At 61.0% G+C, this 22,377-nt stretch carries 18 protein-coding genes, 2 tRNA genes and 1 rRNA gene; 10 read left to right on the plus strand and 11 right to left on the minus strand.

Features of this window, described 5'->3' with window-relative positions; all coding sequences use genetic code 11:
• Positions 1-669, plus strand: coding sequence for a methionine biosynthesis protein MetW (gene metW, locus B5526_RS24340; protein ID WP_079542403.1), 669 nt, complete (start codon positions 1-3; stop codon positions 667-669).
• A gap of 190 nt (positions 670-859) precedes the next feature.
• Here metW and B5526_RS24345 read toward each other — a convergent pair whose 3' ends face one another.
• A complete protein-coding gene (locus B5526_RS24345) occupies positions 860-1,729 on the minus strand; it encodes an alpha/beta fold hydrolase (RefSeq protein ID WP_079542404.1) in 870 nt (289 codons plus the stop codon).
• 281 nt (positions 1,730-2,010) lie between these two features.
• Between B5526_RS24345 and B5526_RS24350 the strand changes: the two genes are divergently transcribed.
• Entirely contained in the window at positions 2,011-2,649 is a 639-nt protein-coding gene (locus B5526_RS24350; RefSeq protein ID WP_079542405.1) for a TIGR02594 family protein, read from the plus strand.
• 196 nt (positions 2,650-2,845) lie between these two features.
• Here B5526_RS24350 and B5526_RS24355 read toward each other — a convergent pair whose 3' ends face one another.
• The 4 genes from B5526_RS24355 to B5526_RS24370 all read right to left on the minus strand — a co-directional run bounded on the left by B5526_RS24355 (position 2,846) and on the right by B5526_RS24370 (position 5,865).
• Positions 2,846-3,175 (minus strand): hypothetical protein, encoded by a 330-nt coding sequence (locus B5526_RS24355; protein ID WP_244562049.1) that lies wholly within the window; start codon positions 3,173-3,175, stop codon positions 2,846-2,848.
• Positions 3,176-3,256: 81 nt separating this feature from the next.
• Entirely contained in the window at positions 3,257-4,141 is an 885-nt protein-coding gene (locus B5526_RS24360) for a DoxX family protein (protein ID WP_172842096.1), read from the minus strand.
• Between the two features lie 94 nt (positions 4,142-4,235).
• A complete protein-coding gene (locus tag B5526_RS24365; protein ID WP_079542407.1) occupies positions 4,236-4,820 on the minus strand; it encodes an ester cyclase in 585 nt (194 codons plus the stop codon).
• Positions 4,821-4,833: 13 nt separating this feature from the next.
• Complete coding sequence (locus tag B5526_RS24370; RefSeq protein ID WP_079542408.1) at positions 4,834-5,865, minus strand: polysaccharide deacetylase family protein; 1,032 nt, start codon at positions 5,863-5,865, stop codon at positions 4,834-4,836.
• A 220-nt stretch (positions 5,866-6,085) separates the two neighbouring features.
• Between B5526_RS24370 and B5526_RS24375 the strand changes: the two genes are divergently transcribed.
• Complete coding sequence (locus B5526_RS24375) at positions 6,086-8,947, plus strand: ATP-binding protein (RefSeq protein ID WP_079542409.1); 2,862 nt, start codon at positions 6,086-6,088, stop codon at positions 8,945-8,947.
• Between the two features lie 77 nt (positions 8,948-9,024).
• Here B5526_RS24375 and B5526_RS24380 read toward each other — a convergent pair whose 3' ends face one another.
• The gene (locus B5526_RS24380; RefSeq protein WP_079542410.1) at positions 9,025-9,810 is read right to left on the minus strand and encodes an MOSC domain-containing protein; all 786 of its coding nucleotides are present in this window, start codon (positions 9,808-9,810) and stop codon (positions 9,025-9,027) included.
• A gap of 224 nt (positions 9,811-10,034) precedes the next feature.
• Between B5526_RS24380 and clpB the strand changes: the two genes are divergently transcribed.
• From clpB to B5526_RS37875, 4 genes are all read left to right on the plus strand, one after another.
• A complete protein-coding gene (gene clpB, locus B5526_RS24385) occupies positions 10,035-12,674 on the plus strand; it encodes an ATP-dependent chaperone ClpB (RefSeq protein ID WP_079542411.1) in 2,640 nt (879 codons plus the stop codon).
• Positions 12,675-12,922: 248 nt separating this feature from the next.
• Complete coding sequence (locus B5526_RS24390) at positions 12,923-13,840, plus strand: hypothetical protein (protein ID WP_154071428.1); 918 nt, start codon at positions 12,923-12,925, stop codon at positions 13,838-13,840.
• Positions 13,841-13,866: 26 nt separating this feature from the next.
• Positions 13,867-14,046: a hypothetical protein gene (locus tag B5526_RS24395; RefSeq protein WP_079542413.1), complete on the plus strand. Its 180-nt coding sequence runs from the start codon at positions 13,867-13,869 to the stop codon at positions 14,044-14,046.
• Between the two features lie 29 nt (positions 14,047-14,075).
• Positions 14,076-14,213: a hypothetical protein gene (locus tag B5526_RS37875; RefSeq protein ID WP_154071429.1), complete on the plus strand. Its 138-nt coding sequence runs from the start codon at positions 14,076-14,078 to the stop codon at positions 14,211-14,213.
• Between the two features lie 132 nt (positions 14,214-14,345).
• On the opposite strand, the gene B5526_RS24400 is transcribed toward B5526_RS37875, so the two are convergent.
• From B5526_RS24400 to B5526_RS37880, 5 genes are all read right to left on the minus strand, one after another.
• Complete coding sequence (locus B5526_RS24400; RefSeq protein WP_079545298.1) at positions 14,346-14,606, minus strand: hypothetical protein; 261 nt, start codon at positions 14,604-14,606, stop codon at positions 14,346-14,348.
• Positions 14,607-14,673: 67 nt separating this feature from the next.
• Positions 14,674-15,036: an SPW repeat protein gene (locus B5526_RS24405; protein WP_079542414.1), complete on the minus strand. Its 363-nt coding sequence runs from the start codon at positions 15,034-15,036 to the stop codon at positions 14,674-14,676.
• Between the two features lie 218 nt (positions 15,037-15,254).
• Positions 15,255-16,883 (minus strand): Vgb family protein, encoded by a 1,629-nt coding sequence (locus tag B5526_RS24410; RefSeq protein ID WP_079542415.1) that lies wholly within the window; start codon positions 16,881-16,883, stop codon positions 15,255-15,257.
• Between the two features lie 158 nt (positions 16,884-17,041).
• A complete protein-coding gene (locus tag B5526_RS24415; protein WP_079542416.1) occupies positions 17,042-19,099 on the minus strand; it encodes a M23 family metallopeptidase in 2,058 nt (685 codons plus the stop codon).
• A 290-nt stretch (positions 19,100-19,389) separates the two neighbouring features.
• Entirely contained in the window at positions 19,390-19,728 is a 339-nt protein-coding gene (locus B5526_RS37880; RefSeq protein WP_154071431.1) for a hypothetical protein, read from the minus strand.
• A 397-nt stretch (positions 19,729-20,125) separates the two neighbouring features.
• On the opposite strand from B5526_RS37880, the gene B5526_RS24425 reads away from it, so the two are divergent.
• From B5526_RS24425 to B5526_RS24435, 3 genes are all read left to right on the plus strand, one after another.
• A 16S ribosomal RNA gene (locus B5526_RS24425) occupies positions 20,126-21,614 on the plus strand.
• Between the two features lie 231 nt (positions 21,615-21,845).
• A tRNA-Ile gene (locus B5526_RS24430) sits at positions 21,846-21,922 on the plus strand.
• Positions 21,923-21,993: 71 nt separating this feature from the next.
• Positions 21,994-22,069, plus strand: a tRNA-Ala gene (locus tag B5526_RS24435).
• Positions 22,070-22,377 lie beyond the last annotated feature (308 nt).

The raw sequence follows: 22,377 nt of genomic DNA on the forward strand, positions 1-22,377 counted from the left end.
ATGACCACGCAGCAACAGGTCTTGCCGCTCACCGGCATCGTGGCGCGGGACAACGGCCATTATCGCGGCGATCATCTCTTGGTCGCGGAGATGGTCGAGCGCGGCTCGAAGGTGCTCGACGTCGGCTGCGGCGACGGCGATCTGCTGCAGCTCCTGGAAAGCCGCGGCATCGACGGGCGCGGCATCGAATTGTCGCGCGAGGGCGTCAACCGCTGCGTCGCCAAGGGTCTCGCGGTGGTGCAGGGCGACGCCGATACCGACCTGATCAACTATCCCGACGATGCCTTCGATTATGTGATCCTGTCGCAGACCCTGCAGGCGACGCGGCAGCCGCGCGTGGTGCTGGAGAATCTGTTGCGGATCGGACGGCGCGCCATCGTGTCGTTCCCAAATTTCGGCTTCTGGCGGATGCGGCTGCAATTACTGGTCGGCGGCCACATGCCGCGCACCGAAAATCTCCCCGCCACCTGGTACGACACGCCGAACATCCATTTCTGCACGATCAAGGATTTCGTCCAGCTCTGCGACGAGATCAACGTCAAGATGGAGCGCGCGGTCGCGCTCGATCTCTATGGCCGCCCGCTGCGGGTGAACCTGCCTTGGTGGTTCTGGAATATGTTCGGCGAGCAGGGCGTGTTTTTGCTGAGCCGGGCGGGGAAGGCGAAGTAGAGTCTTCGCAGAGCGAGCCGCGGACGCGGTGCACCTCTCCCGCTTGCGGGGGAGGTCGACGCGCTCGAAGAGCGCGGCGGGTGGGGGAAATCCCTCCGCGAACGCCAGCATCTGTTATGCGGCACCACCCCCACCCCAACCCTCCCCCGCGAAGAGCGGGAGAGGGCGCGCACCGTCCTCGTGGTGACGGTCAGGTCTGAACCATCATCGATCTCGGATCACGCACCGGCCAGCGGCCCGCTTCGGCGAGCGTGACAAAATGCTCGACCATTTCGTTGAACAATGCAGGCTCTTCCAGATTGAGCACGTGACCCGACTTCGGAAAGAACGCTAGCCCTGACGCCGGCAGGTGCTTCTTCAGGAACATGCTCGGCTCGACGCAATTGTCGTCCTCATCGCCGCAGATGATCAAGGTCGGCGTCGGCACTTTCCGGATCGCCTCGGTCAGGGTGTAGATCGAGGGCCGGCCGCCCTGAAAACTGCGCATGGTGTTGGCCGAGCCGTTTGAATCGTGCCGCGCCAGAGCATTGTAGAAATCCGCGTGCCCGCGCGGGTCCTTCAATAAAAATGGAATCCGGCTTGGCGCCTCGCGCGTCGCCTTTGCCACTTCCGCGGCGCCGATGCGATCGAACTCTTCGGCATTGGCCCGGCATTGCCTACGGAAGGCGTCGAGGTTTTCGAGGCTCGAGCCTGAACCGACGGCGGCCAGCGTCAGCGACAGCGCGCGCTCCGGCGCGTTCAGGCCGATCTGCAGCGACGAATAAGACCCCATCGACAGGCCGACGAAATGCGCTTTTTGGATCTTCAGATGATCGAGAACGGCCAGCGCATCGGTATAAAAGTGCTTGTAGGTGTAGACCTCGGCGGAAGCCGGTACGTCCGAGGGCGTGTAGCCGCGCGCGGAATAGGCGATGCAACGGTGGCCGCGCGAGAAGTAACGCATCTGCGGCTCCCAATTGGTGTGGTCGGCGGCGAATTCGTGCAGGAAGATGATCGGCGTTCCCTGGCCCGCCTCCTCGAAATAGAGGCGGACCTTATCGGCTGCGACGGCATAGGGCATTTGCTGTTCCTTCTGACGTTTCTTGTTTTGACGCGGTTCTCAAGCGGCCCTGAAAATCGCAGTTAATGCTCGCGGCTGCAATGAGGCAAAATCGATCGTTTTTCGTCATGAAATGATCGCGGAATGACCCCGGAACCGTTTCTGCACTGCCGCATCGCGTCTTGCTCTCGCCACATCACAACTCGCATACGAACGCCCGGATGTCGGCTGTCGCGGTGATTTCGAATGAGGTCGCTCGCGGTCGATGGGAAAACGGGGGGTGTGCTACAGAAGGAATGAGTATGCTTCAGTTGGTTGCGTTCCGCCGGTCGCTTGTTGCGCTGGCGTTGTGTTCGGCGGCGTTCGCCGCCTCGGCCTCTCCGGCTTCGGCAAGGTCCCACCATGGCGCAGGCCGTCACGCCGCCCATCACGCCAGACGACATTACGCTCATCGCTATTACCGGCACGTGGCGCGCGCGTCGCGCTGGGAGCGCGGCGTGGCGCAAATGCAGGCGCGCGGCTTTGGTGATACCAATGCGAGCCTGCCGTCGGGCGCGGCGTCCGGCGACATGGCCATGTCCAGCGGCTTCGGTTCGTCGAACGTCGTCGCTGAGGCGCGGCGTTACATCGGCGGCAATCCGACCGGGCGCGGCAGCCTGTGGTGCGCGCGCTTCATGAACATGGTGCTGCAGCATACGGGATATCGCGGCACCGGCTCCGACCTGGCGCGGTCGTTCGCCAATTACGGCCAGCGGGTGTCCGGACCGCAGATCGGCGCCATCGCCGTGATGGGCCGGCGCCGCGGCGGCCATGTCGGCGTGGTCAGCGGCATCGACGCCCAGGGCAATCCGATCGTGGTGTCGGGCAATAACGGCAACCGGGTCAGGGAAGCGCCGATCTCGCGCGGCCGGATCTATGCCTATGTGATGCCGACGAGCTGACCGCTGTTACCCTCTCCCCTTGCGGGAGAGGGGTTTTTTGTTGCACTCGTCACGTCCGAACGCGGCTGTTTGTCTTGTCGAATGGTTGTCGTTTCAGTTCGGCTCCTTCTGCAGTTAGATTGGATTTATCGCGGGACGTTGGTTCGGCCACGCACAGCGCTTGGTCCCGATCATTCATGGGATCGCTTTGCCGATGTTACTCGGTCCCAGGAACGTCCTTTGATTCCGTCGAGTCATTTTCAGTGACGATCAACGCAGGCGGTTCGTCATATCCTTTTCGGCTACTGTAAAAGACCAGCGCCATGAGACCGAACCCGACAGCCAGCGAAATAATCACCCCGAACGCCATCGCGGCGTAACCTGAGGTTGGCACGTCAGTGCCGCTTGCCAGTGTCCAGCCGAAATAGATGACAACGCCGGTGGCGACCAATAGCAACAGGAGCACGATCAAGATGATCCATGAACCAACGCCCATGCGAGCCGGCACCGTACTTGATGTGCGATCCTCGTTGCCGGTGCCTTCCATCTGAGAATCCTCCTGCCCAACCATTGCTATGGAGGACGGCGCTTGCTCATCATTCCGCTGGTGAGCGGGTTGCGCAATTGGCTAGCTCGCCAGCACTTCCCGCACGATCTTAGGCAAGAGGCGTCTGGCCGGCTCGCTCCGCCATAGTTCGCTGTCCGCCGAATACCGGCCGCCGCCCAGCACCGCGAACACCGCGATCATTGCGGCCCAAAACACCCCGAATTCGTAGCCTCCCTCCGGCAGCGCCCACACATAGCCGATCTGAAAATGTCCGCCCAACAACATGGACATCAGCAAATACACCGATCCGAGCAAGGCAACCGGGCGCGTGAAGAGTCCCAATGTGAGTCCGACGGCAGAAATGAGCTCGATCGCCCCGGCGAGAGCAACCTGTGCGGCGGGCATATGAATCCCCAGGGTCTCGAAGTAGAGCGTGTAGATCTTGAATTGAAAGGGGCCGCCGAGGATGTGACTCCCGAAATGCGGCACGAACATCAAGCCGACATAGACTCTGATGAAGGTCAGAGCCGACTCGTTGAGCGATACTTCCCGCGAATCCGACGATGTCGCGACAGATGCGGCCCGCAGCATAAATTGGACGAACACAAGAGCACCTAGGAACCAACCCAGAATCTCAAAGCCCGGCACGCCCGGACCCGTCGCGACCAGCAGGTCGAGATCATCGGGTTTCAAACCGGCGATACTGGCCGGAGGGTTCAAGCGCAGGATGCTGAACAAGCGCGAAACCACTGCGGTCGCCAGCGCCAACGCCGCAATAGAGATGAAAGAACCCCGCAGCTGCCAAATAGCGGAAATCAACAATAACGCCATCCAAACTGTGCTCGATGTGGCAAACCACGCGGTGACAGGTTGGGTGAGGATGACACTCAGGCCCCATCCGATCATGATGATCGCGACGACCAAAGTCACACGGCTCAGCCAACGCGCAGAGTTATCGATACGCATTGCACCTGTTCCGCTGCTGTACTTCGATTGGAGAGAGCTCACGATTTCGTCCTTTCGCGCTAACGACATCCTGCGATCTCCTGTTTTCCGCTCACTAGTCGACCTTGGCGACGCCCATTTCCTGCAGCAGCGTCAGATTGTCCTCGATGTGCCAATTGTCGGTGATGCGGCCGTTCTCGATCTTGACGAGGTCAGTGGCGATGAAGGGGACCGGCTGACCTTTGCCCTGTGTCTGCCCGAACCTGCCGGTGAAATGGCCGGTGAAGTTCATATGCACCGTGATATAGTTGCCGGCGACGATCATCTTCGCCACGGCGACCTTGAGGTCGGGCACGGCGGCGCGGAACCGGCGCGAAGCGAACGCCGGTCCTTCAGGTCCTTGCGGCCGGCCCGGCGGGAGTGTGTGGTCGGTGAAGTTGGGCGCGATGGCTTCCTTCAGCAGGGCCTCGTCGCCGGTGTTCCAGAAATCGTAGAATGCGCGGACGGCCTTCAGCGTCGCCTCGCGTTGCGCGTCGGGGATCGACAAGGCGACGACGAGGTCATCGATCTTGACGCCGTCAGCGGCAAGGGCGGGCGCGGACAGCGAAAACGTCAACGCGGCGACAAGCAAGATGCCGTGTGCAAGCTGCAAGGATATGCGGTTGTGCTTCGTGCGGGCATGCTTCGGCTTATCTGACATCGGGAAATCTCCTTCAGCCTGTCGGTCCGGGCAGGCCCGTTACGCTCGGCGGACCCCGATCGACAACCGGCGTGCCGGCACGGTTTGCCAGCACGTAGCGGGCGATTTCGTCCTTCCGGGCGAACCAGACGTCCTGCTTTCCCTTCGCGTAGGTGAGAAAGCGATCGAGGGCTCTTACCCTGCCTGCGTGGCCGGAGATGCGATCGTGCAGACTGACCACCATCATGCGCCGCCGATGTGCACCCTCCTCGTAAAGCTGATCGAACTCGTCGCGCAGCGCTTGCTCGTAGGCGGCCGCGTTCCAGCCGACGAAGGGGAAGGAGACGATGTCGTTCATGTGGAAGGTATAAGGTACCGTCACAAAGTCCCGTCCGCGCACCGGCACGATAAACGGCTCGTCGTGGCTTGGTTCATCGATGTGGTAGAGAAAGCCGAGATCCTGCAGCGTCTCCAGGATGGCGATGGAGTTGCGCATCCAGTAAGCGTTCCAGCCGATCGGCTTCTGGCCGGTGATCTTGTGGATCGTCTCGACGCTATCGGCGACGAAGCGCTTTTCCTCGGCGCGCGTAAGCTGATAGGAATTGTCCCATACCCGGCCGTGAGCGGCTGCCTCATGACCTCGCCGTACGATGTCCCGAGCGATATCCGGGGAGGTTTCGACAGCTTTGCCGATCATGAACGAGCTGAGTTTGATCCCGTGCTTGTCCATGAGGTCGAGCACACGAGGGATGCCCTCATAATGGCCGTAAGCGAAGAAGGCGTTGGTCGGCAGATCCGGTACACCTTTTTCGATTGCGTCCGGGATCACACCGCCTGCGCCCGAGATCGGCTGGCCACCGCCTTCGAACATGAGCGAGAAACTCACCGCCAGCCGTGCGCCGTTTGGCCAGAAGCCGCCTGCATTGCGGTCAGACTCATTGATGGTTGGCGTCGCTGCGCTGGCTGCGCCGGTCAGGCTGCTGGCAGCGGCAGCGGTCGTGAGTGCGACGGCCTGAAGAGCCTCTCGGCGGTTGAGATGCGAGGGTTTCGGCGCAGGATTGTTCATTCGCGGCTCCAGCTGTTTTGGACGATGTTTTATCCTGGCGGCGCGCAGCTATTCCTTGAAGCAGTCCTGAATATTCCTGAGAAATTGAGAAGCCTTGCCCGAAAAGCGGTGAGGGGCCTCAGCGCAGCAACGGTCGTGGGCCAGCGACGGAACCGGTCCTGGTGGCTTGCGCGCCGTTAAATTCTGATGAAACGTGAGATATCCTGAACAGGGGCAATGCGTGCGCGCGCACAGCGGACGACTGGTGTATGAGTTGGACGAGTGGGAGGTCGATCTCGCCCGGCGCGAACTGCGAGCGCGTGGAGTTCCTGTCCCGATCGGGGGGCGCGCGTTCGAAATCATCGAAGTTCTGGTTCGCTCGGCAGGTGAGCTTGTCACGAAGAACGACCTCTCGGCTCGCGTATGGCCGGGCGCGATCGTAGAGGAAAATACGCTCCAGTTTCACATATCTGCGATTCGCAAGGCTCTCGGTTCGGATCGTGGATTGCTGAAGACGGCGTCCGGTCGTGGCTATCGCCTAATTGGTGCGTGGACATCCCGGCAGGAGTGCACATTATCAGGTGACTCGATTGATCTCGAACCGATGCGAAGCCCGGCCGAGCCATTTCAGACCAACTTGCCTGCGGCAGCATCCGAGCTGGTCGGCCGAACTAATGCCATGCAGCATCTGCGCGGTCTTCTGTCCGCTTACCGGGTGGTCACGCTGACTGGGCCGGGGGGAATCGGGAAAACCAGGCTGGCATTGGAAGTGGCCCGTGGGTTGTTTCCGAGCTTTCAGGGTGACGTTCGGCTCGTCGAGCTGGTGTCGCTGTCGGATCCCGCTCTGGTGCCGACTGCCGTGACAGGGGGCCTCGGCCTAAAGTTCGGTGGCGATGAGATTTCCGCCGAGTCCGTCGCTAGGGCCATCGGAGCACAGAGACTTCTTCTTGTTCTCGATAATTGCGAACACGTGATCGACGCAGCAGCCAGGTTGGTGGAAACGATCGTGCGCATGTGTTCGCGAACCACCATTCTCGCAACGAGCCGGGAGATCCTGAAGATCGAGGGCGAGTATGTTTACCGCGTTCCCCCGTTGGATGTCCCCTCGCAGCATGAGGAACCCGACGATATACTTGGTCGCAGCGCGGTGCAGCTTTTCATCGCCACGACGAGGGCGTTGCACTCGGATTTCCCGCCGAATGGAGAGAACCTTGCCGCAATTGCTGCAATCTGTCGGCGCCTCGATGGCATACCGTTGGCCATAGATTTTGCCGCAACTCGCGTCGCCACGCTTGGGCTCCAGCAGGTCGCCGCAAGCCTGAATGATCACCTGGGAATGCTGACCGGCGGCCGCCGAACGGCTCTGCCGCGGCACCAGACACTGCGCGCAACGCTCGACTGGAGTTATGAATTGCTGCCCGAGCCCGAGCGCTTGGTCATGCGACGCCTCGCCGTGTTCGCGGGAGACTTTACGGCAGAGGCGGCGGGTTCGGTAGCGGCGGCAGGCGAGATCTCCGTATCGGAAGCGGTCTGCTCCCTGGCGAACCTCGTCACGAAGTCTCTCGTCACCTTGGAGGCCGGAGGTGTGATTGCGCACCACCGGCTGCACGAGACCACACGCGGCTACGCGCTCGAGAAGCTCGTCGAAAGCGGCGAGTTCGACCAAGTGGCATGCCGCCACGCCAACTATTACCGGGACCTGTTTGACAGAGCCGAAATAGAGCTGGAGACGTTGCCCCCGCCCGCCTGGCTGGCGCGCTACGGCCATCAGATCGGACAGGTGCGCGCTGCTTTGGATTGGGCCTTCTCGCCGGCTGGCGACGCCGAAGTCGGCGTAGCGCTGACCGTGGCTGCGGTACCGCTGTGGGTGCACCTGTCGCTGACCGAGGAATGTCGCGGTCGCGTCGAGCGGGCACTTTCCGGCCCTGCCGAGAGCCGAGACGCGCGTCGCAATATGCAATTGTATGCGGCGCTTGGCGCGGCGCTCTTTCTGACGAAGGGCTCGTGCCCCGAGATGGTAGCGGCCTTTGCAAGTGCCTTTGAGATCGCGGAAAGCCTCGACGATACGGATTATCGCCTGCGAGCGCTTTGGGGCGCGTTTATGGAGCACATTACGAGCCTCCGCTATCGGGCGGCGCTGGCGGTGGCCGTGAAATTTTGCAGCTATGCAACGAAATCGACCGATCCTGCCGATGGATTAATCGGCGACCGTCTGGCCGGCGTGGCGCTGCTTGCACTGGGTGAACTAGAAAGTGCGCGGAGGCACATCGAGCGCATGATGGGTCGCTATGTCGCCAGGACGTCGCACACCATCAGGTTTCAATTCGACCAGCAGTTGTTGGCGCATTCGTATCACTGCCGAATACTCTGGCTGCAGGGATTTCCCGATCAGGCCTTGCGTAGCATCGAATCCCATTTAGTTGCCGCTCGCACCAGCGATCACCCGTATTCGCTGTTCAGTGGCCTGCTTCAAACCGCCTGCCCCGTTGCGCTTCTCGTCGGCGATCTGACTTTGGCGGAGCGCTACGTAAAAGCGCTCATGGACCTTTCCGCCAGGCACGCGGTTGAGCTGTGGACCCTCGGGGGTCGATGTTTCGGAGGTATGCTGCTGATCAAGCGCGGCGACATTGGCGCCGGGTTGGAGTTTCTGCGCGCCGCGTTCGCCCGCGTCCCTCAGGGCGCGTTTACCCTGTTTTACACGCCAGTTCTCGCCGAAATTGGGGACGCCCTCGGTCGTGACGGCAAGGCTGCCGAAGGACTCTCGATCATCGACGAGGCGCTGGCGCGATCGGACTCTAACGAGGAGCGCTGGTGCGTCGCCGAACTCCTGCGCATCAAAGGCGAACTCATCCTGCGGGAGGGTGCGCCGCAGGCCGCGGCGGCGGCCGAGGAGCACTTTTTGCGCTCGCTCGATTGGGCGCGCCGGCAGGGAGCCCTGTCATGGGAGCTGCGAACATCCACAAGCCTTGCACTTTTGCAGTATAATCAAGGCCGGATCGCAGAGTCGCGCAGCCTCCTGCAGCCGGTGTACGATCGCTTCAGCGAGGGCTTTGAAACAGCTGACTTGAAAACTGCGAAGGCATATCTCAACTCTTGGAAGTAACTCATCCTGGTGCGGCTCCGCGGGGCAAGGTGGCGCGCGAGTCGGGCGCAGGCCCGCCTGAGGGCACGTAGTTGCGCTTACACCAGTTCCGCCTCTCGCGTCGCGATCGCATCGCCGAGGCTGACCGTGCCGCCGGCGATCACCTCGGCGTAGATCCCGCAATCGGCGTGGCCGAGGCGGCGCATCAGGGTCGGCGGGATGTCGAGGTCGCGCGCCGCGCTCTCCGGATCGACATTGACCGCCGCGCAGCGGACGATCCGTTTTACGACCTTCAGCCGCGCCTCACCGATCTCGAGGGTCCGGCCAAGCAGCTCGAATTCGTGCCATGCCGGCCAGCCGCTGACATAGAGGTTGGCGCGAAAGCGCAGCGGATGAACCGGCAGGCCGAGCATGTCTTCGATCGCAGCGACGCTGCCGAGATTGATGATCGAGACGACCTTTTTGGCGACATCCGAAAAGCTGTGGCCGCCGCCGGAAAGGATTTTTGGAGGCCCCTTCAGCTCACGGGTAAAATTCGCCGCGAAATACGCTTCGATTGCGGCGCGGCCCTCCGCGGTTTCCAGGTCGCCGCTCGCGGCCACTTTGCCATTGTCGCAAATAGTCAGGCGATGGCTGTCGTCTTCGAATTGGGTCCGCAATCCCGCCAGCCGTTCGTTCCGCATCAGCATCAGGTAATGGGATTTCGGCTTCCATGTCGGCGCCGCCGGATCGAAGCCAGAGGGGCCGTTTTCGATGGCGTAGCGGCGGTCGGCCGGCAGCGTCTGGCCTGCGCGAAGCGCGACGCGCGGCAGCGGTTCCGGGGATAGCCCTTTGACGGGATAGCGATAGAGGCTGGCGACTTGGGCGCCGGGAATCGAGGACATCCGGTTCTTTAAGAGATTTTACGGCCCTGCGCCACCGCACACGAATTTGTGAAATCGCCTCTTCCGTTTCCAAGACCCTGTTCCCACATTTGCCCCATGCCGGCGCAAGCGTCGGCGAAGAGACCGCCGGCTGGTTGAGGAATGTCAATGTGGCTGCGCGGAAACCCAATGAAGATGCTGTTTCCGTGCCTTAGGGGCGGACCGGCAGGCCGAGGGATTTAACGATGAACATTGAAAAATACACCGAGCGGGCCCGCGGTTTTATCCAGGCGGCGCAATCGCTCGCGATGCGCGACGGCCACCAGCAGTTTACGTCGCTGCACCTGCTGAAGGTGCTCTTGGATGACAGCGAGGGCCTAGCGGCCGGGCTGATCGACCGCGCCGGCGGCAGCTCCCGCGCGATCCTGAAAGCGACCGAAGACGCGCTCAACAAGCAGCCAAAGGTTTCCGGAAGTGGCGCCGGACAGGTCTATCTCGCGCCCGAACTGGCGCGGGCGTTCGATACCGCGGAGCAGGCGGCCGCGAAGGCCGGCGACAGCTTTGTCACGGTCGAGCGGTTGCTGCTCGGACTTTCGCTCGACAAGGACAGCGAGGCCGGCAGGATATTGAGGAATGGCGGCGTCACGCCGCAGAACCTCAACGCAGCGATCGAAGCCCTGCGCAAGGGCCGTACCGCCGACACTGCCACTGCCGAAAACGCCTATGATGCACTGAAGAAATATGCGCGCGACCTGACCCAGGCGGCGCGCGACGGCAAGCTCGATCCCGTTATCGGCCGCGACGAGGAAATCCGCCGCACCATTCAGGTGCTGTCCCGCCGCACCAAGAACAATCCCGTCCTGATCGGCGAGCCCGGCGTCGGCAAGACCGCCATCGTCGAAGGCCTGGCGTTGCGGATCATTAATGGCGATGTGCCGGAAAGCCTCCAGGACAAGAAGCTGCTGGCGCTCGATCTCGGCTCGCTGATCGCGGGCGCGAAATATCGCGGCGAGTTCGAGGAGCGGCTGAAAGCCGTGCTGCAGGAAGTCACCGCGGCGGAAGGCGGCATTATCCTGTTCATCGACGAGATGCACACGCTGATCGGCGCCGGCAAGGCCGACGGTGCGATGGATGCCTCCAATCTCTTGAAACCCGCGCTGGCGCGGGGCGAATTGCATTGCATCGGCGCTACCACGCTCGACGAATATCGCAAGCATGTCGAAAAGGACGCAGCACTAGCCCGCCGCTTCCAGCCGATCTTCGTCTCCGAGCCGACGGTTGAGGATACCATCTCGATCCTGCGCGGCCTGAAAGACAAATACGAGCAGCACCATGGCGTGCGCATCACCGATTCCGCGCTGGTTGCGGCGGCCACGCTGTCGTATCGCTACATCACCGATCGTTTCCTGCCCGACAAGGCGATCGATCTGGTGGATGAAGCCGCAGCGCGTCTGAAGATGCAGATCGATTCCAAGCCGGAAGAGCTCGATTCGCTCGATCGCGAAATCATCCGGCTCAAGATCGAGCAGGAGGCGCTGAAGAAGGAAAGCGACCCCGGCTCGAAGACCCGTCTGCAGGCGCTGGAGAAGGAACTCGCCGAGCTCCAAGAAAGGGCGGCGGCCCTGACCGCGCGCTGGAGTTCGGAGAAGGCCAAGCTTTCGAACGCCCAGAAGCTGAAGGCCGAGCTCGAAGCCCTGCGCATCGAGCTCGCCAACGCGCAGCGCCGCGGCGAATATCAGCGCGCCGGCGAACTGGCTTACGGCCGGATTCCCGAGCTCGAGAAGCAGCTCGGCGAGATCGAGGCGAGGGAAAACGCCGGCGCGATGATGGAGGAGGCGGTTACCGCCAACCACGTCGCCCAGGTGGTTTCGCGCTGGACCGGCATACCCGTCGACAAGATGCTCGAGGGCGAGAAGGAAAAACTCCTGAAGATGGAGGAAGCCCTCGCCAAGCGCGTGGTCGGCCAGGCCGAAGCAGTGCGGGCGGTCGCGACCGCGGTCCGCCGTTCGCGCGCCGGCCTGCAGGACCCGAACCGCCCGATGGGCTCGTTCATGTTCCTGGGCCCCACCGGCGTCGGCAAGACCGAGCTTACCAAAGCGTTGGCGGAATATTTGTTCGACAGCGAGACCGCGATGGTACGCCTCGACATGTCCGAATACATGGAGAAGCACTCGGTATCGCGGCTGATCGGCGCGCCTCCGGGCTATGTCGGCTACGACGAGGGCGGCGCGCTCACCGAGGCGGTGCGGCGGCGGCCCTATCAGGTGGTGCTGTTCGACGAAATCGAAAAGGCGCATCCCGACGTCTTCAACGTGCTGTTGCAGGTGCTCGACGACGGGCGCCTGACCGACGGTCAGGGCCGCACCGTCGATTTCCGCAACACGCTGATCATCATGACGTCGAATATCGGCTCGGAGTTTCTCGTTAACCAGCCCGAGGGCGAGGATACCTCGGAGGTACGCGAGCAGGTGATGGGTCTGGTGCGCGCGCACTTCCGCCCGGAATTCCTCAACCGCGTCGACGAGATCATCCTGTTCCACCGCCTGCAGCGGAGCGAGATGGGCCGGATCGTCGAGATCCAGTTCAGCCGGCTGCAGAAGCTTCTGGAGGATCGCAAGATCACGCTCACGCTCGATGCCGCGGCGCGCGACTGGCTGGCCACCAAGGGCTGGGACCCCGCCTATGGCGCGCGGCCCCTGAAACGGGTGATCCAGCGCAATCTGCAGGATCCGCTGGCCGAGATGATCCTCGCCGGCGAGGTCAAGGACGGCGATCGCGTCGTGATTTCGGTCGAAGGCAACGTGCTGACCTTCAACGGCAAGGCGCCGCAGACCGCCGAGATCGCGCAGTTCGAGGCCCCGATGCCGAAGCGCAAGCTGAACTGAGATAGTTTTTAGGCCCTCTCCGCGACGCGGAGAGGGCGAGCCCATGTTTCCCGAGAAATGTTGTTCCTCAGAGGCGGCGCGGGTCCAAACCGCGCCACAACCTAGACGCGCGACGCCATGTCGCACGTGGGGCGAGTGTTGTCTAAAAGAGACACGTTGCACGTTTTAACGCTGTGGATGTAGAATTTCCTTGAACAACCTGAAGCGCCGCCGTCACAATCCTTAACGAGGAGTTAAGGGGGCGTGCGATGCGTCGCGTAGGCGAGTTGCGTCATCGATGGCTGGCATGCAGCGCTGTGGCGTTAGCCGGATTGCTTCTGTCCGGCTGCGAAACCTTCCGAGGAAGACCGGAAAGGCTTTACACGGTTGCGGAGGAAGTAACGCATGCCCGCGTCGACGTTCTGCCGGCGATTTTGGATAGCTACAGAGCGGCAACGACTGACAACGATCGGATGTTCTATAGAAATGAATACATTTCCCGTCGCATGTACATCATCGACGCCGAATTCACCGAATTTGAGACCGCGCTGACGAGGGAGCGTGAGGAGTTTGGATTTTCAACGGCGTTGGTTACCCAAGGATTGACCACTGCCGGAGCAGTTTTCACACCGGCCAATACGGTACGTACGTTGAGTGCGCTGGCCGGAGGCGTCAACGCAAGCAGGGGATTCTACGACTCCGAACTCTTGGTCGGGAAGACTATTCAAATCATACAGTCGCAGATGGAGGCAAAGCGTGACGAGGTCGCCGCGCGCATCATCGGGAAAGTGGGATACTCGGCTATAACCTATCCGATATCCGCGGCGTTGCACGACCTCGAAGATTACTATCGTGCGGGTACGTTGACGGCAGGTCTGATCAAGGCCGCTGCCGACGCCGGCGAGGCTGCGAAGCAGGCCTCCGATAACAAAGAGGCCGTCATGGTAATTCAGGGCGGCCTGTTCCAGCCCAATGAGGATACGACGAGGCTTGTGCGGGCTTACCTAGCGCCTGGCCCAAATCGCACCCGTCGATTAGCGGATATGAGCGCCTGTCTCTTCAGAGTCGGTTTCCGCACCTCTACCGGCGGCGCCCCGAATGCTCTCAGTTATCAATCAGGCGCAAGTAACCGCGGTGCGAGGCTGAGTATGATCAAGTGTGCGAAGGATAACGGAGACCCGATGTAGATTCTCCGACAAGAAGGAGTTCAGAAATGTCTCAGACCACAACAAACGAGAATTTTGCCAGCAAGGAAGACGCGAAGCAGTTCATCAAGGATTATATTGTTCAGGAAGAACAAATAGTAAAAATTGAAATCACAAAGAACGGTGGCAATTATGCCGGCTCCGTCACAGTGATAGATCCTCCAGCGCCACCCGCTGGTACGTCCTAATCGCTCAACTATAGCTGAGGAGAGCAACCATGGCGCAGCCCAAGAAGGACCTTTCGACCGACGAGGCTCAAACGGAGGCTTTTGCCGCGCTCGATAAGGGTGCAACAACCAAGGTTACGATCGAGAGGCAAAAGGATGGAAAGTGGACGGTGACTGTCCAGCCATAAAGGGGCGGGCGCCGATCCAGAGGCGCTAAGCCGTCCTTCGCGTTGTCGACCCGGTAACTTCTTCAATACTTTACTTTGGAGATCGCGCTCTCGATACCTGATGTTGCTCGCCGAGCAGGGTCCGGATACCTCTCAAACCTCGCCGACCACCGCCCCCGCTTCCTTCTCACCATCCTCATCCGCCTCCAGCTCCTCGAGAATCTCGACCAATTCGCCAACGCGTCCGTTCGGCAGCGGCCTGCCGGCGTTCATCAACGGCTCGTCGTTGGCGAGCCAGGCTTGCGCTTCGGCCAGCTCTTCTGCCGTGGCGCCGGTGCCGATGATTTCGGCGATGGCGACATCGTCGATGTCGCCGATCGCCTTGACGACATCGTCACGGGTGAGCTGGGTCATGCTGTTCATCCTTCAGGCAATGGCAAGCCGCCCGCCGCTATGGGCGGCGAGCGGGGAATGTTGCGGCTTAGCTGTGAGTGGTGAGCCTCGGCGGGTTCTGGTAGATGATCCAGATTTCGATGGCCGCGAGGATGGCAACGGCAGCGCCGATCGCGACGTGGACCCTCATCGCCGTGGTGGCTCCCTCGAAGCCGAGCAGCCAGGGCGAAACCAGCGTCCATAGTCCGACGACGAGGTTCAGCCATTCCTCCCAGATAGCGAATGCCGCAAGCGCCGCGACCGCCAGTATGGCGATCACGATACCGGCGACATGGGCGTTCTCGGAGGCTCGTCCAGCATCAAAGCCGAACACCCAGGGCGAAAAGAACAGAATTGCGCCAAGGATCAGGTTCGCGACGTCACATAATTTTGCGTTCGTCCAATTCTCCATGACACCCTCCCTATGAAGGCTTTCCTGTTCCATTCAACCGGAAGATGGCCGCCGGGGTTCCACAGCAGGTTGATGATATTATTGAGTGAAACGCCGGCAGCGCCCCTCACAACATGACGCGAGGCGGCTCGCTCCCGAACGCCTCAGGGGATCGCGGGCGTGTTGCGATGCAACGAGGCAGCCGACGGAGTGTCGGATGCCTCGCCAATGTTTGGCGTCTATTTCTTCGCCACCTTGTAGATCGCGTTCTCGATGTCTGACGAAAAGTAGATCGTGCCGGATTCCCCTAAGCCAACGCCGGTCGGAATGTTGGTCGGTAGCGTCCCGGGTGCGCCGACCAGGCCGATCGGCAGATTGCCCGCGATCTCGGTGACGTTTCCGGACGACGGATCGATCTGGACAATCCGCTTGGCGCCGACCTCGGCGACGATCAGCTTGCCATCGCCTGCCCGCGCGATGCCTTCGGGCATTTTCAGGTCCCTGGCGACCACGGTCTTTTCGCCGTTGCTCGCAACCTTCGAGACCTGCCCGGCAAAGGCCTCCGTCACATAGACCTCGCCGTTCGATCCGCCGACCAGGCCAACCGGTCCTTCGAGATCGCCGATCAGAACACTGCGATCCTTGCCATGCTCGCCAGAGGCGCGCACCAGCGATTTGCTGCCGAGCTCGTTGACCAGAATGCTGCCGTCGTCGAGCCGGATCGCATCGTGCGGGGCCTTGAAACCGTGCATCATCTCTTTGGTCGCGCCGGACTTGCGGTCGATCACCTGCACCGTGCCGGTGAACCAGCTCGACAGGATCACCTCGTCACCCTTGGCGGTGGCACTCATCGGATATTCCAGCGTCACGCCGGCAGCATGCATGCGGGCTGGTTCGGAGACTTCGCCGGTCGTACCATCGACGGTGCGATAGGCGAACACGTCGGCGACATAGATGGTGTCCTTGCCCCCGTCGGTGACCACGGCGATGCCGCCGGGCAGCGCCAGCTTGCCGCTGATGATCTGCTTGGCGGCGCCGGTCTCGGGATCGACCTGTTGGATCCCGTTATCGGCCATGTTGGAGACGAAGATGCGGTCCTTGTCGTCGATGGCGAGATTGTCGAGCGACGGCTTGAGCTGCGCCACCACCTTCTTGGCGCCGCTCTTCGGATCGACCCGCACCAATTGGCCGGTTGCGGTGTCCACCACCCACAGATTGCCCTTGGAATCGAAATTGACCGCGGCAGGCGTCTTGAAGCCGTCGGCGACGACCGTCAGCTCGGCCTTGTCGACGTCGACCTTGACGACCCGGCCCTTGAACCATAGCGGGCCGTACAACAGGTCGTCCGGTCCGAATTCAAAGCCGTTGAGGCCGCCCATCTTCTCCATGATCATGCGCGGCGGCTTGGCGCCGTCGACGTCGATTTCATAGAGCGTGTCGCCGAGGAACACGGTGGTGGCGTAAAGCCGGCCGTCCTTGCGGTACGCCAGCGAGTTGATCCCGGGCAGGCCGGAGGCAAGCTTCTTGATCGGGCCGTCGCCCTTGCGGGAATAAAGGTCGCCGGTGAGAAACCCGGTCCATGCCATGGTGCCATCAGGCGCGAACGCGATGTCGTCCGCCATGCCTTCCGGCGTCGGTATCGCAATCTTCGCGGTGCCGTGCTCGAGATCAACCTCGTAGAGCGCAGCCCCTGCGACGCTGCCGGCGAACATCCGTCCGGACTTGTCGATGCCAAGCCCATGGACGCCGTGAAACGCCGAGCCAGGAACCAGTCTCGTCACCTCGTAGGTCTGCGCCGATGCGCCGACGATTGTGGAGAAAAAGACTGTCGCCGCGACAGTCGCACCCAGTGCAAGCCTGCTCGTCATGACGCTACCTCCCGTTGTTTTTTTATTCCGCGAGTATTCGTCCCGGCGGCTGGTTTGGCAACTCAAACTTGAAAGGACACCGCAGCATCTGCCGTCACGGAAATGACATGCTGCAGGCGGGTCAGCTCAAATTTACGGGGACTTTTAGTGCGCAGACGTCAGCGGTTGGTGATCTGCCGTACGCCTGCGCTGCCGGTGGCGTCGGAGATGCGCGCCGCGCCGCCGCGATTGTTCATCATCGCATCGAGACGGTCGCGTTCCTTCTCGAAGCTTGCCTGCAGCGGCCCCTCGAGCGAGCGGCCGCGCGGCAATTTGATGCGCATCGGATCGACAAAGCGGCCGTTGACCAGGATTTCGTAATGGACATGGGCGCCGGTCGATTGTCCGGTGGAACCGACGAAGCCGATCACCTGGCCCTGCCGCACCCGCTTGCCGGGCTCCATGCCTTTGGCGAAGGCCGACATGTGGCCGTAGGCGGTCTCGTAACCGTTGTTATGCCTGATGCGGACGTATTTGCCGTAGCCGCCTTCCCACTCGGCCTTCTCGATGACGCCGTTGCCGGAGGCGAAAATCGGCGTGCCGTAGGGCGTGGCCCAGTCGACGCCGGTGTGCATCTTGACGTAGCCGAGGATCGGATGGCGGCGGATGCCGAAGCCGGAGCGCATGATCGCGTTGTTGACCGGCTTGCGCACCAAAAACTTCTTCGCGCTCTTGCCGGTCTCGTCGTAATAGTCGACCACGGCATCGTCGGGGGTCTGGAAGCGGTAATATTTCTTGGTTTCGCCGCCGACGGTGAGGGAAGCGAACAGCACTTCCGGTTTCTCGGTGATCGTGGCGCCTTCGTCTTCACCGGCATAGAACACGTCGAAGGAGTCGCCGGGCTGCACTTTGCGCTGGAAGTCGACATCGTAGGAGTAGATGCGGACCATGTCCTCGATGATGCCCGGCGGCACCTTGTTGCGGAGCGCGGTCTCGTAGATGCTTTGATAGAGCCGCACGCCGGTGCCGTCATCATCATCGTCGTCGCTGTTGTCGGCGGTCTCGGTGACGGTGTTCATGCTCTGCACGTCGACGGCGACGTATTTGCCGAGGTCCGAGAGCGCGGCAACCGCCTCGACGGCGGTATCGTTGGCGACGACCACCCGGTAGGGCTGCAGCCGCTGGCCCGGGCCCGCGGGCGCCATCAGGATGCGCAGCTTCTCGCCTTCCTTCAAGCCGCCGTCGCGGCCGCGGGCGCCGAGCGTTGCCGCGATCGATTTTGCTTCCTCTGGAGTAGCGCCCTGATCGCGCAGGATCGAGGTGACGGTATCGCCCTTCTTGACCATATGAACGCGTTCGCCCGACGGATTGCCGCCGGTGGCCTGGTCTTTCGTCTTCGCCAGCAGCGTGACGTTTTCCGGGACCACCCGGGTCTCGAAGCCGGCATAGGGATCGCTGACGGTGCCCTCGGTGGCATAGGCCATCTTAAGATCGGACTGCGCGCCGCCGGCGTCGGCCGTGGCGTTGGCCAGCGCAGCGTAACGCACGCCGCTTGAGTTGCCGTGCCAGTTCGAGGCGTCGCGCACCCGCATCAAGACTTCGTCGAGCGCGACCACCGCGGCGAGTTTTGCTTTCGGCAGGATCGGCGCCAGGTCCTTGGTGACGAACGACACCTCGGCGTCGGGCTCCGCCGCATCGGCGGCATTCGGATCGTCGGAGGCGGCCGGGGCAGGCGAGCCGACATCGCTCAGCATGCGCTGGGCGTTGAAGGGCGGGATTTTTGCCGAGAGATCGCTGGTCGTCATCGACAGATTGCCGGCGATGCGGATGAAGGGCCGCACCCGCATCACGTCGCGGTTGCCGACGCGGGTGACGGTGGAGACCCGCACCACGTTGCGTGCGGCGGTCGCTTCCCCGGGCGGCGGCAGGCGATCGCTCTTGCGCAGGCTCGCCGTCTTGTCGTTGGCGCCGAACGCCCCGCGCAGCGCCCCCTCGACCCGTTCCGGCACCTTGGCAAAGGTCATTTCGCCGTCGAGCGACGCAAAAACGGCGCCGCCGATCAGGGCTGCGCCGCACAGGCCAGTCAGGATGGTTCCAGAAAACCATTGCACGGAGACGCGGCGGCGATCGATCACCGCAGCCTCGGAGCCATCGACGGAAAGCGGCGGCTCGTGACCGAGATCGATGATCCCGGTCTCGCGCCCGTAGCCGCCCCCGCGTGACGTCCTTTGATTCAACCCACCGTCCCCCCAAGTTCCATCGACATTCGACGAGATCTTCGCATCCGTTGCACCCTTACTCGCCCCGTTGAGGGGTGATCCGGAAGCACGGCGCGCCGTATGGATGTTCGGGAATCAGGAACCAAGAAAGTGGCCGGAATCACGAACAGCTATGGTCTGCAGATCGATCTCTCGATGTTTCTCGGCCGCAACGAACAGGCGACAGGTCCATGGATGATCGCCTATCCCCAAGTAGAAGAACCCCGGCAGCCCCCACTGGCATTCCGCGATTCAAAGCTTACGATATGTCAGAACGTCGCAGGATTGTGGCTCAAGTACGGCGCAAAGTCCCTAAAAATCGCGGCTTCTCCGCCGGCCAAGTTTCTTCCCGGTAGTGCCACGATTTGCTCGAGATAATCCAGGCGGCCCCCGCTGGTATTTGGCGATTTTATACCTAAATGCTTGGAGAACGTCCCGTTGCGGTGGCTGCCGTACGGCGTGAAGTCCATTAAAAATCGAGACTTCTTCGCGGTGCGAAATTCTTCCCTATCGTGCGACGATTTGTTGACAACAACCGTTGACAACTCCGATCGGGCGGGCTTATAACCCGCCCCACTGAGCGCGGCGCTGCTTTGGCCCTTGGCCAAAGCATGTTTTCGTGCCCGTGAAGCTCCTCACTAAGATGAGTGAATCAACAGCCGATCCCAATCGGTTGTCATTTGCCGTCGAATGGGGTCTTTGCGAGCCTTCTCCAACGGGGAGGGTCGGGATTTTCCCAGTGATGGGATGGGACCTTCGGGTTCCGGGCTGTTTGACAAGTGAAGATGAAGAAAGAGAAACGTGGACGGCGGAGTCCTTGCGAGTCTCGAATACTTGGGGACCTGGTATTTTTACCAGGTTTTCGGGTGCCGAGACTGGACGAAAGACTTCGGCGGTACACGTTTATATAGGTTACACCATCGTTGTCCGCGATGTGAATCGCGTTCAATAAATATGGTGGGACCTCGTCAAACGTTGTGATCAGCCGGCTTAAAGTTTCAAGTCCAACTTGAGAGTTTGATCCTGGCTCAGAGCGAACGCTGGCGGCAGGCTTAACACATGCAAGTCGAGCGGGCGTAGCAATACGTCAGCGGCAGACGGGTGAGTAACGCGTGGGAACGTACCTTTTGGTTCGGAACAACACAGGGAAACTTGTGCTAATACCGGATAAGCCCTTACGGGGAAAGATTTATCGCCGAAAGATCGGCCCGCGTCTGATTAGCTAGTTGGTGAGGTAACGGCTCACCAAGGCGACGATCAGTAGCTGGTCTGAGAGGATGATCAGCCACATTGGGACTGAGACACGGCCCAAACTCCTACGGGAGGCAGCAGTGGGGAATATTGGACAATGGGCGCAAGCCTGATCCAGCCATGCCGCGTGAGTGATGAAGGCCCTAGGGTTGTAAAGCTCTTTTGTGCGGGAAGATAATGACGGTACCGCAAGAATAAGCCCCGGCTAACTTCGTGCCAGCAGCCGCGGTAATACGAAGGGGGCTAGCGTTGCTCGGAATCACTGGGCGTAAAGGGTGCGTAGGCGGGTCTTTAAGTCAGGGGTGAAATCCTGGAGCTCAACTCCAGAACTGCCTTTGATACTGAGGATCTTGAGTTCGGGAGAGGTGAGTGGAACTGCGAGTGTAGAGGTGAAATTCGTAGATATTCGCAAGAACACCAGTGGCGAAGGCGGCTCACTGGCCCGATACTGACGCTGAGGCACGAAAGCGTGGGGAGCAAACAGGATTAGATACCCTGGTAGTCCACGCCGTAAACGATGAATGCCAGCCGTTAGTGGGTTTACTCACTAGTGGCGCAGCTAACGCTTTAAGCATTCCGCCTGGGGAGTACGGTCGCAAGATTAAAACTCAAAGGAATTGACGGGGGCCCGCACAAGCGGTGGAGCATGTGGTTTAATTCGACGCAACGCGCAGAACCTTACCAGCCCTTGACATCCCGGTCGCGGATTCCAGAGACGGAATCCTTCAGTTCGGCTGGACCGGAGACAGGTGCTGCATGGCTGTCGTCAGCTCGTGTCGTGAGATGTTGGGTTAAGTCCCGCAACGAGCGCAACCCCCGTCCTTAGTTGCTACCATTTAGTTGAGCACTCTAAGGAGACTGCCGGTGATAAGCCGCGAGGAAGGTGGGGATGACGTCAAGTCCTCATGGCCCTTACGGGCTGGGCTACACACGTGCTACAATGGCGGTGACAATGGGACGCTAAGGGGCAACCCTTCGCAAATCTCAAAAAGCCGTCTCAGTTCGGATTGGGCTCTGCAACTCGAGCCCATGAAGTTGGAATCGCTAGTAATCGTGGATCAGCACGCCACGGTGAATACGTTCCCGGGCCTTGTACACACCGCCCGTCACACCATGGGAGTTGGTTTTACCTGAAGACGGTGCGCTAACCGCAAGGAGGCAGCCGGCCACGGTAGGGTCAGCGACTGGGGTGAAGTCGTAACAAGGTAGCCGTAGGGGAACCTGCGGCTGGATCACCTCCTTTCTAAGGATGATCCTTCAGACGAGCTTTATGCTCATCTATCGGATCGTTTTAGAAACATCAGGGGCCAACAATTTCAGGATTGTTGAGCTCCATTGGCGGGATTTCGCCGTCTTCGTTTCTCTTTCTTCGCGGACGAACACGCGCCAGGGGCTTAGCGCTTGTGCGATGCATCCGGCGTGAGCCGGCTTGCGCGCGGGCAGGCTCCCGATCCTTTCAAAGGATAAGCGTTAGGGGCTTGTAGCTCAGTTGGTTAGAGCGCGCGCTTGATAAGCGTGAGGTCGGAAGTTCAAGTCTTCCCAGGCCCACCACTTTGATCGAGCGCGTTCTCTTCCACGAGATGCGTCTCAACAGCCGACGTGAAGCATTCGTCTTCTGGTACGGGGCCATAGCTCAGCTGGGAGAGCGCGTGCTTTGCAAGCATGAGGTCGTCGGTTCGATCCCGTCTGGCTCCACCAGATGGAATTAAAGATCGAGGCCTTAAGAATCGTCGTCCGCGAAAACATCACTTCGCATGCGTTGTCCTTCGGGACGCGCGTGCGGGATTTCTGACATCGTAAAGAGGAGATCGATCCGAGTTTGGGATCTGCGAAGCAATTCGCAGGCTTCAATCACTATCTCCAGATCATTTCGGCGCTCGTTTCATCGCAAGATGAAGCGGGTTGTAAATGATCCTGTTAGCGAAGCTTGACCGCCTCGCTATCGGTTCGATCTTACGAAGCAAGCTGGTCTTTCTAATCAGTGTCCGGCCGCGCATAGCATTCAT

The organism is Bradyrhizobium lablabi (genome assembly GCF_900141755.1).
In the GTDB taxonomy this organism is placed as follows: Bacteria; Pseudomonadota; Alphaproteobacteria; order Rhizobiales; family Xanthobacteraceae; genus Bradyrhizobium; species Bradyrhizobium lablabi_A.

Coding starts and splice junctions, on each gene's coding strand:
- metW (WP_079542403.1), top strand. CDS start 1: ATGACCACGCAGCAACAGGTCTTGCCGCTCACCGGCATCGTGGCGCGG.
- B5526_RS24345 (WP_079542404.1), bottom strand. CDS start 1,729: ATGCCCTATGCCGTCGCAGCCGATAAGGTCCGCCTCTATTTCGAGGAG.
- B5526_RS24350 (WP_079542405.1), top strand. CDS start 2,011: ATGCTTCAGTTGGTTGCGTTCCGCCGGTCGCTTGTTGCGCTGGCGTTG.
- B5526_RS24355 (WP_244562049.1), bottom strand. CDS start 3,175: ATGGAAGGCACCGGCAACGAGGATCGCACATCAAGTACGGTGCCGGCT.
- B5526_RS24360 (WP_172842096.1), bottom strand. CDS start 4,141: ATGCGTATCGATAACTCTGCGCGTTGGCTGAGCCGTGTGACTTTGGTC.
- B5526_RS24365 (WP_079542407.1), bottom strand. CDS start 4,820: ATGTCAGATAAGCCGAAGCATGCCCGCACGAAGCACAACCGCATATCC.
- B5526_RS24370 (WP_079542408.1), bottom strand. CDS start 5,865: ATGAACAATCCTGCGCCGAAACCCTCGCATCTCAACCGCCGAGAGGCT.
- B5526_RS24380 (WP_079542410.1), bottom strand. CDS start 9,810: ATGTCCTCGATTCCCGGCGCCCAAGTCGCCAGCCTCTATCGCTATCCC.
- clpB (WP_079542411.1), top strand. CDS start 10,035: ATGAACATTGAAAAATACACCGAGCGGGCCCGCGGTTTTATCCAGGCG.
- B5526_RS24390 (WP_154071428.1), top strand. CDS start 12,923: ATGCGTCGCGTAGGCGAGTTGCGTCATCGATGGCTGGCATGCAGCGCT.
- B5526_RS24395 (WP_079542413.1), top strand. CDS start 13,867: ATGTCTCAGACCACAACAAACGAGAATTTTGCCAGCAAGGAAGACGCG.
- B5526_RS37875 (WP_154071429.1), top strand. CDS start 14,076: ATGGCGCAGCCCAAGAAGGACCTTTCGACCGACGAGGCTCAAACGGAG.
- B5526_RS24400 (WP_079545298.1), bottom strand. CDS start 14,606: ATGACCCAGCTCACCCGTGACGATGTCGTCAAGGCGATCGGCGACATC.
- B5526_RS24405 (WP_079542414.1), bottom strand. CDS start 15,036: ATGGAGAATTGGACGAACGCAAAATTATGTGACGTCGCGAACCTGATC.
- B5526_RS24410 (WP_079542415.1), bottom strand. CDS start 16,883: ATGACGAGCAGGCTTGCACTGGGTGCGACTGTCGCGGCGACAGTCTTT.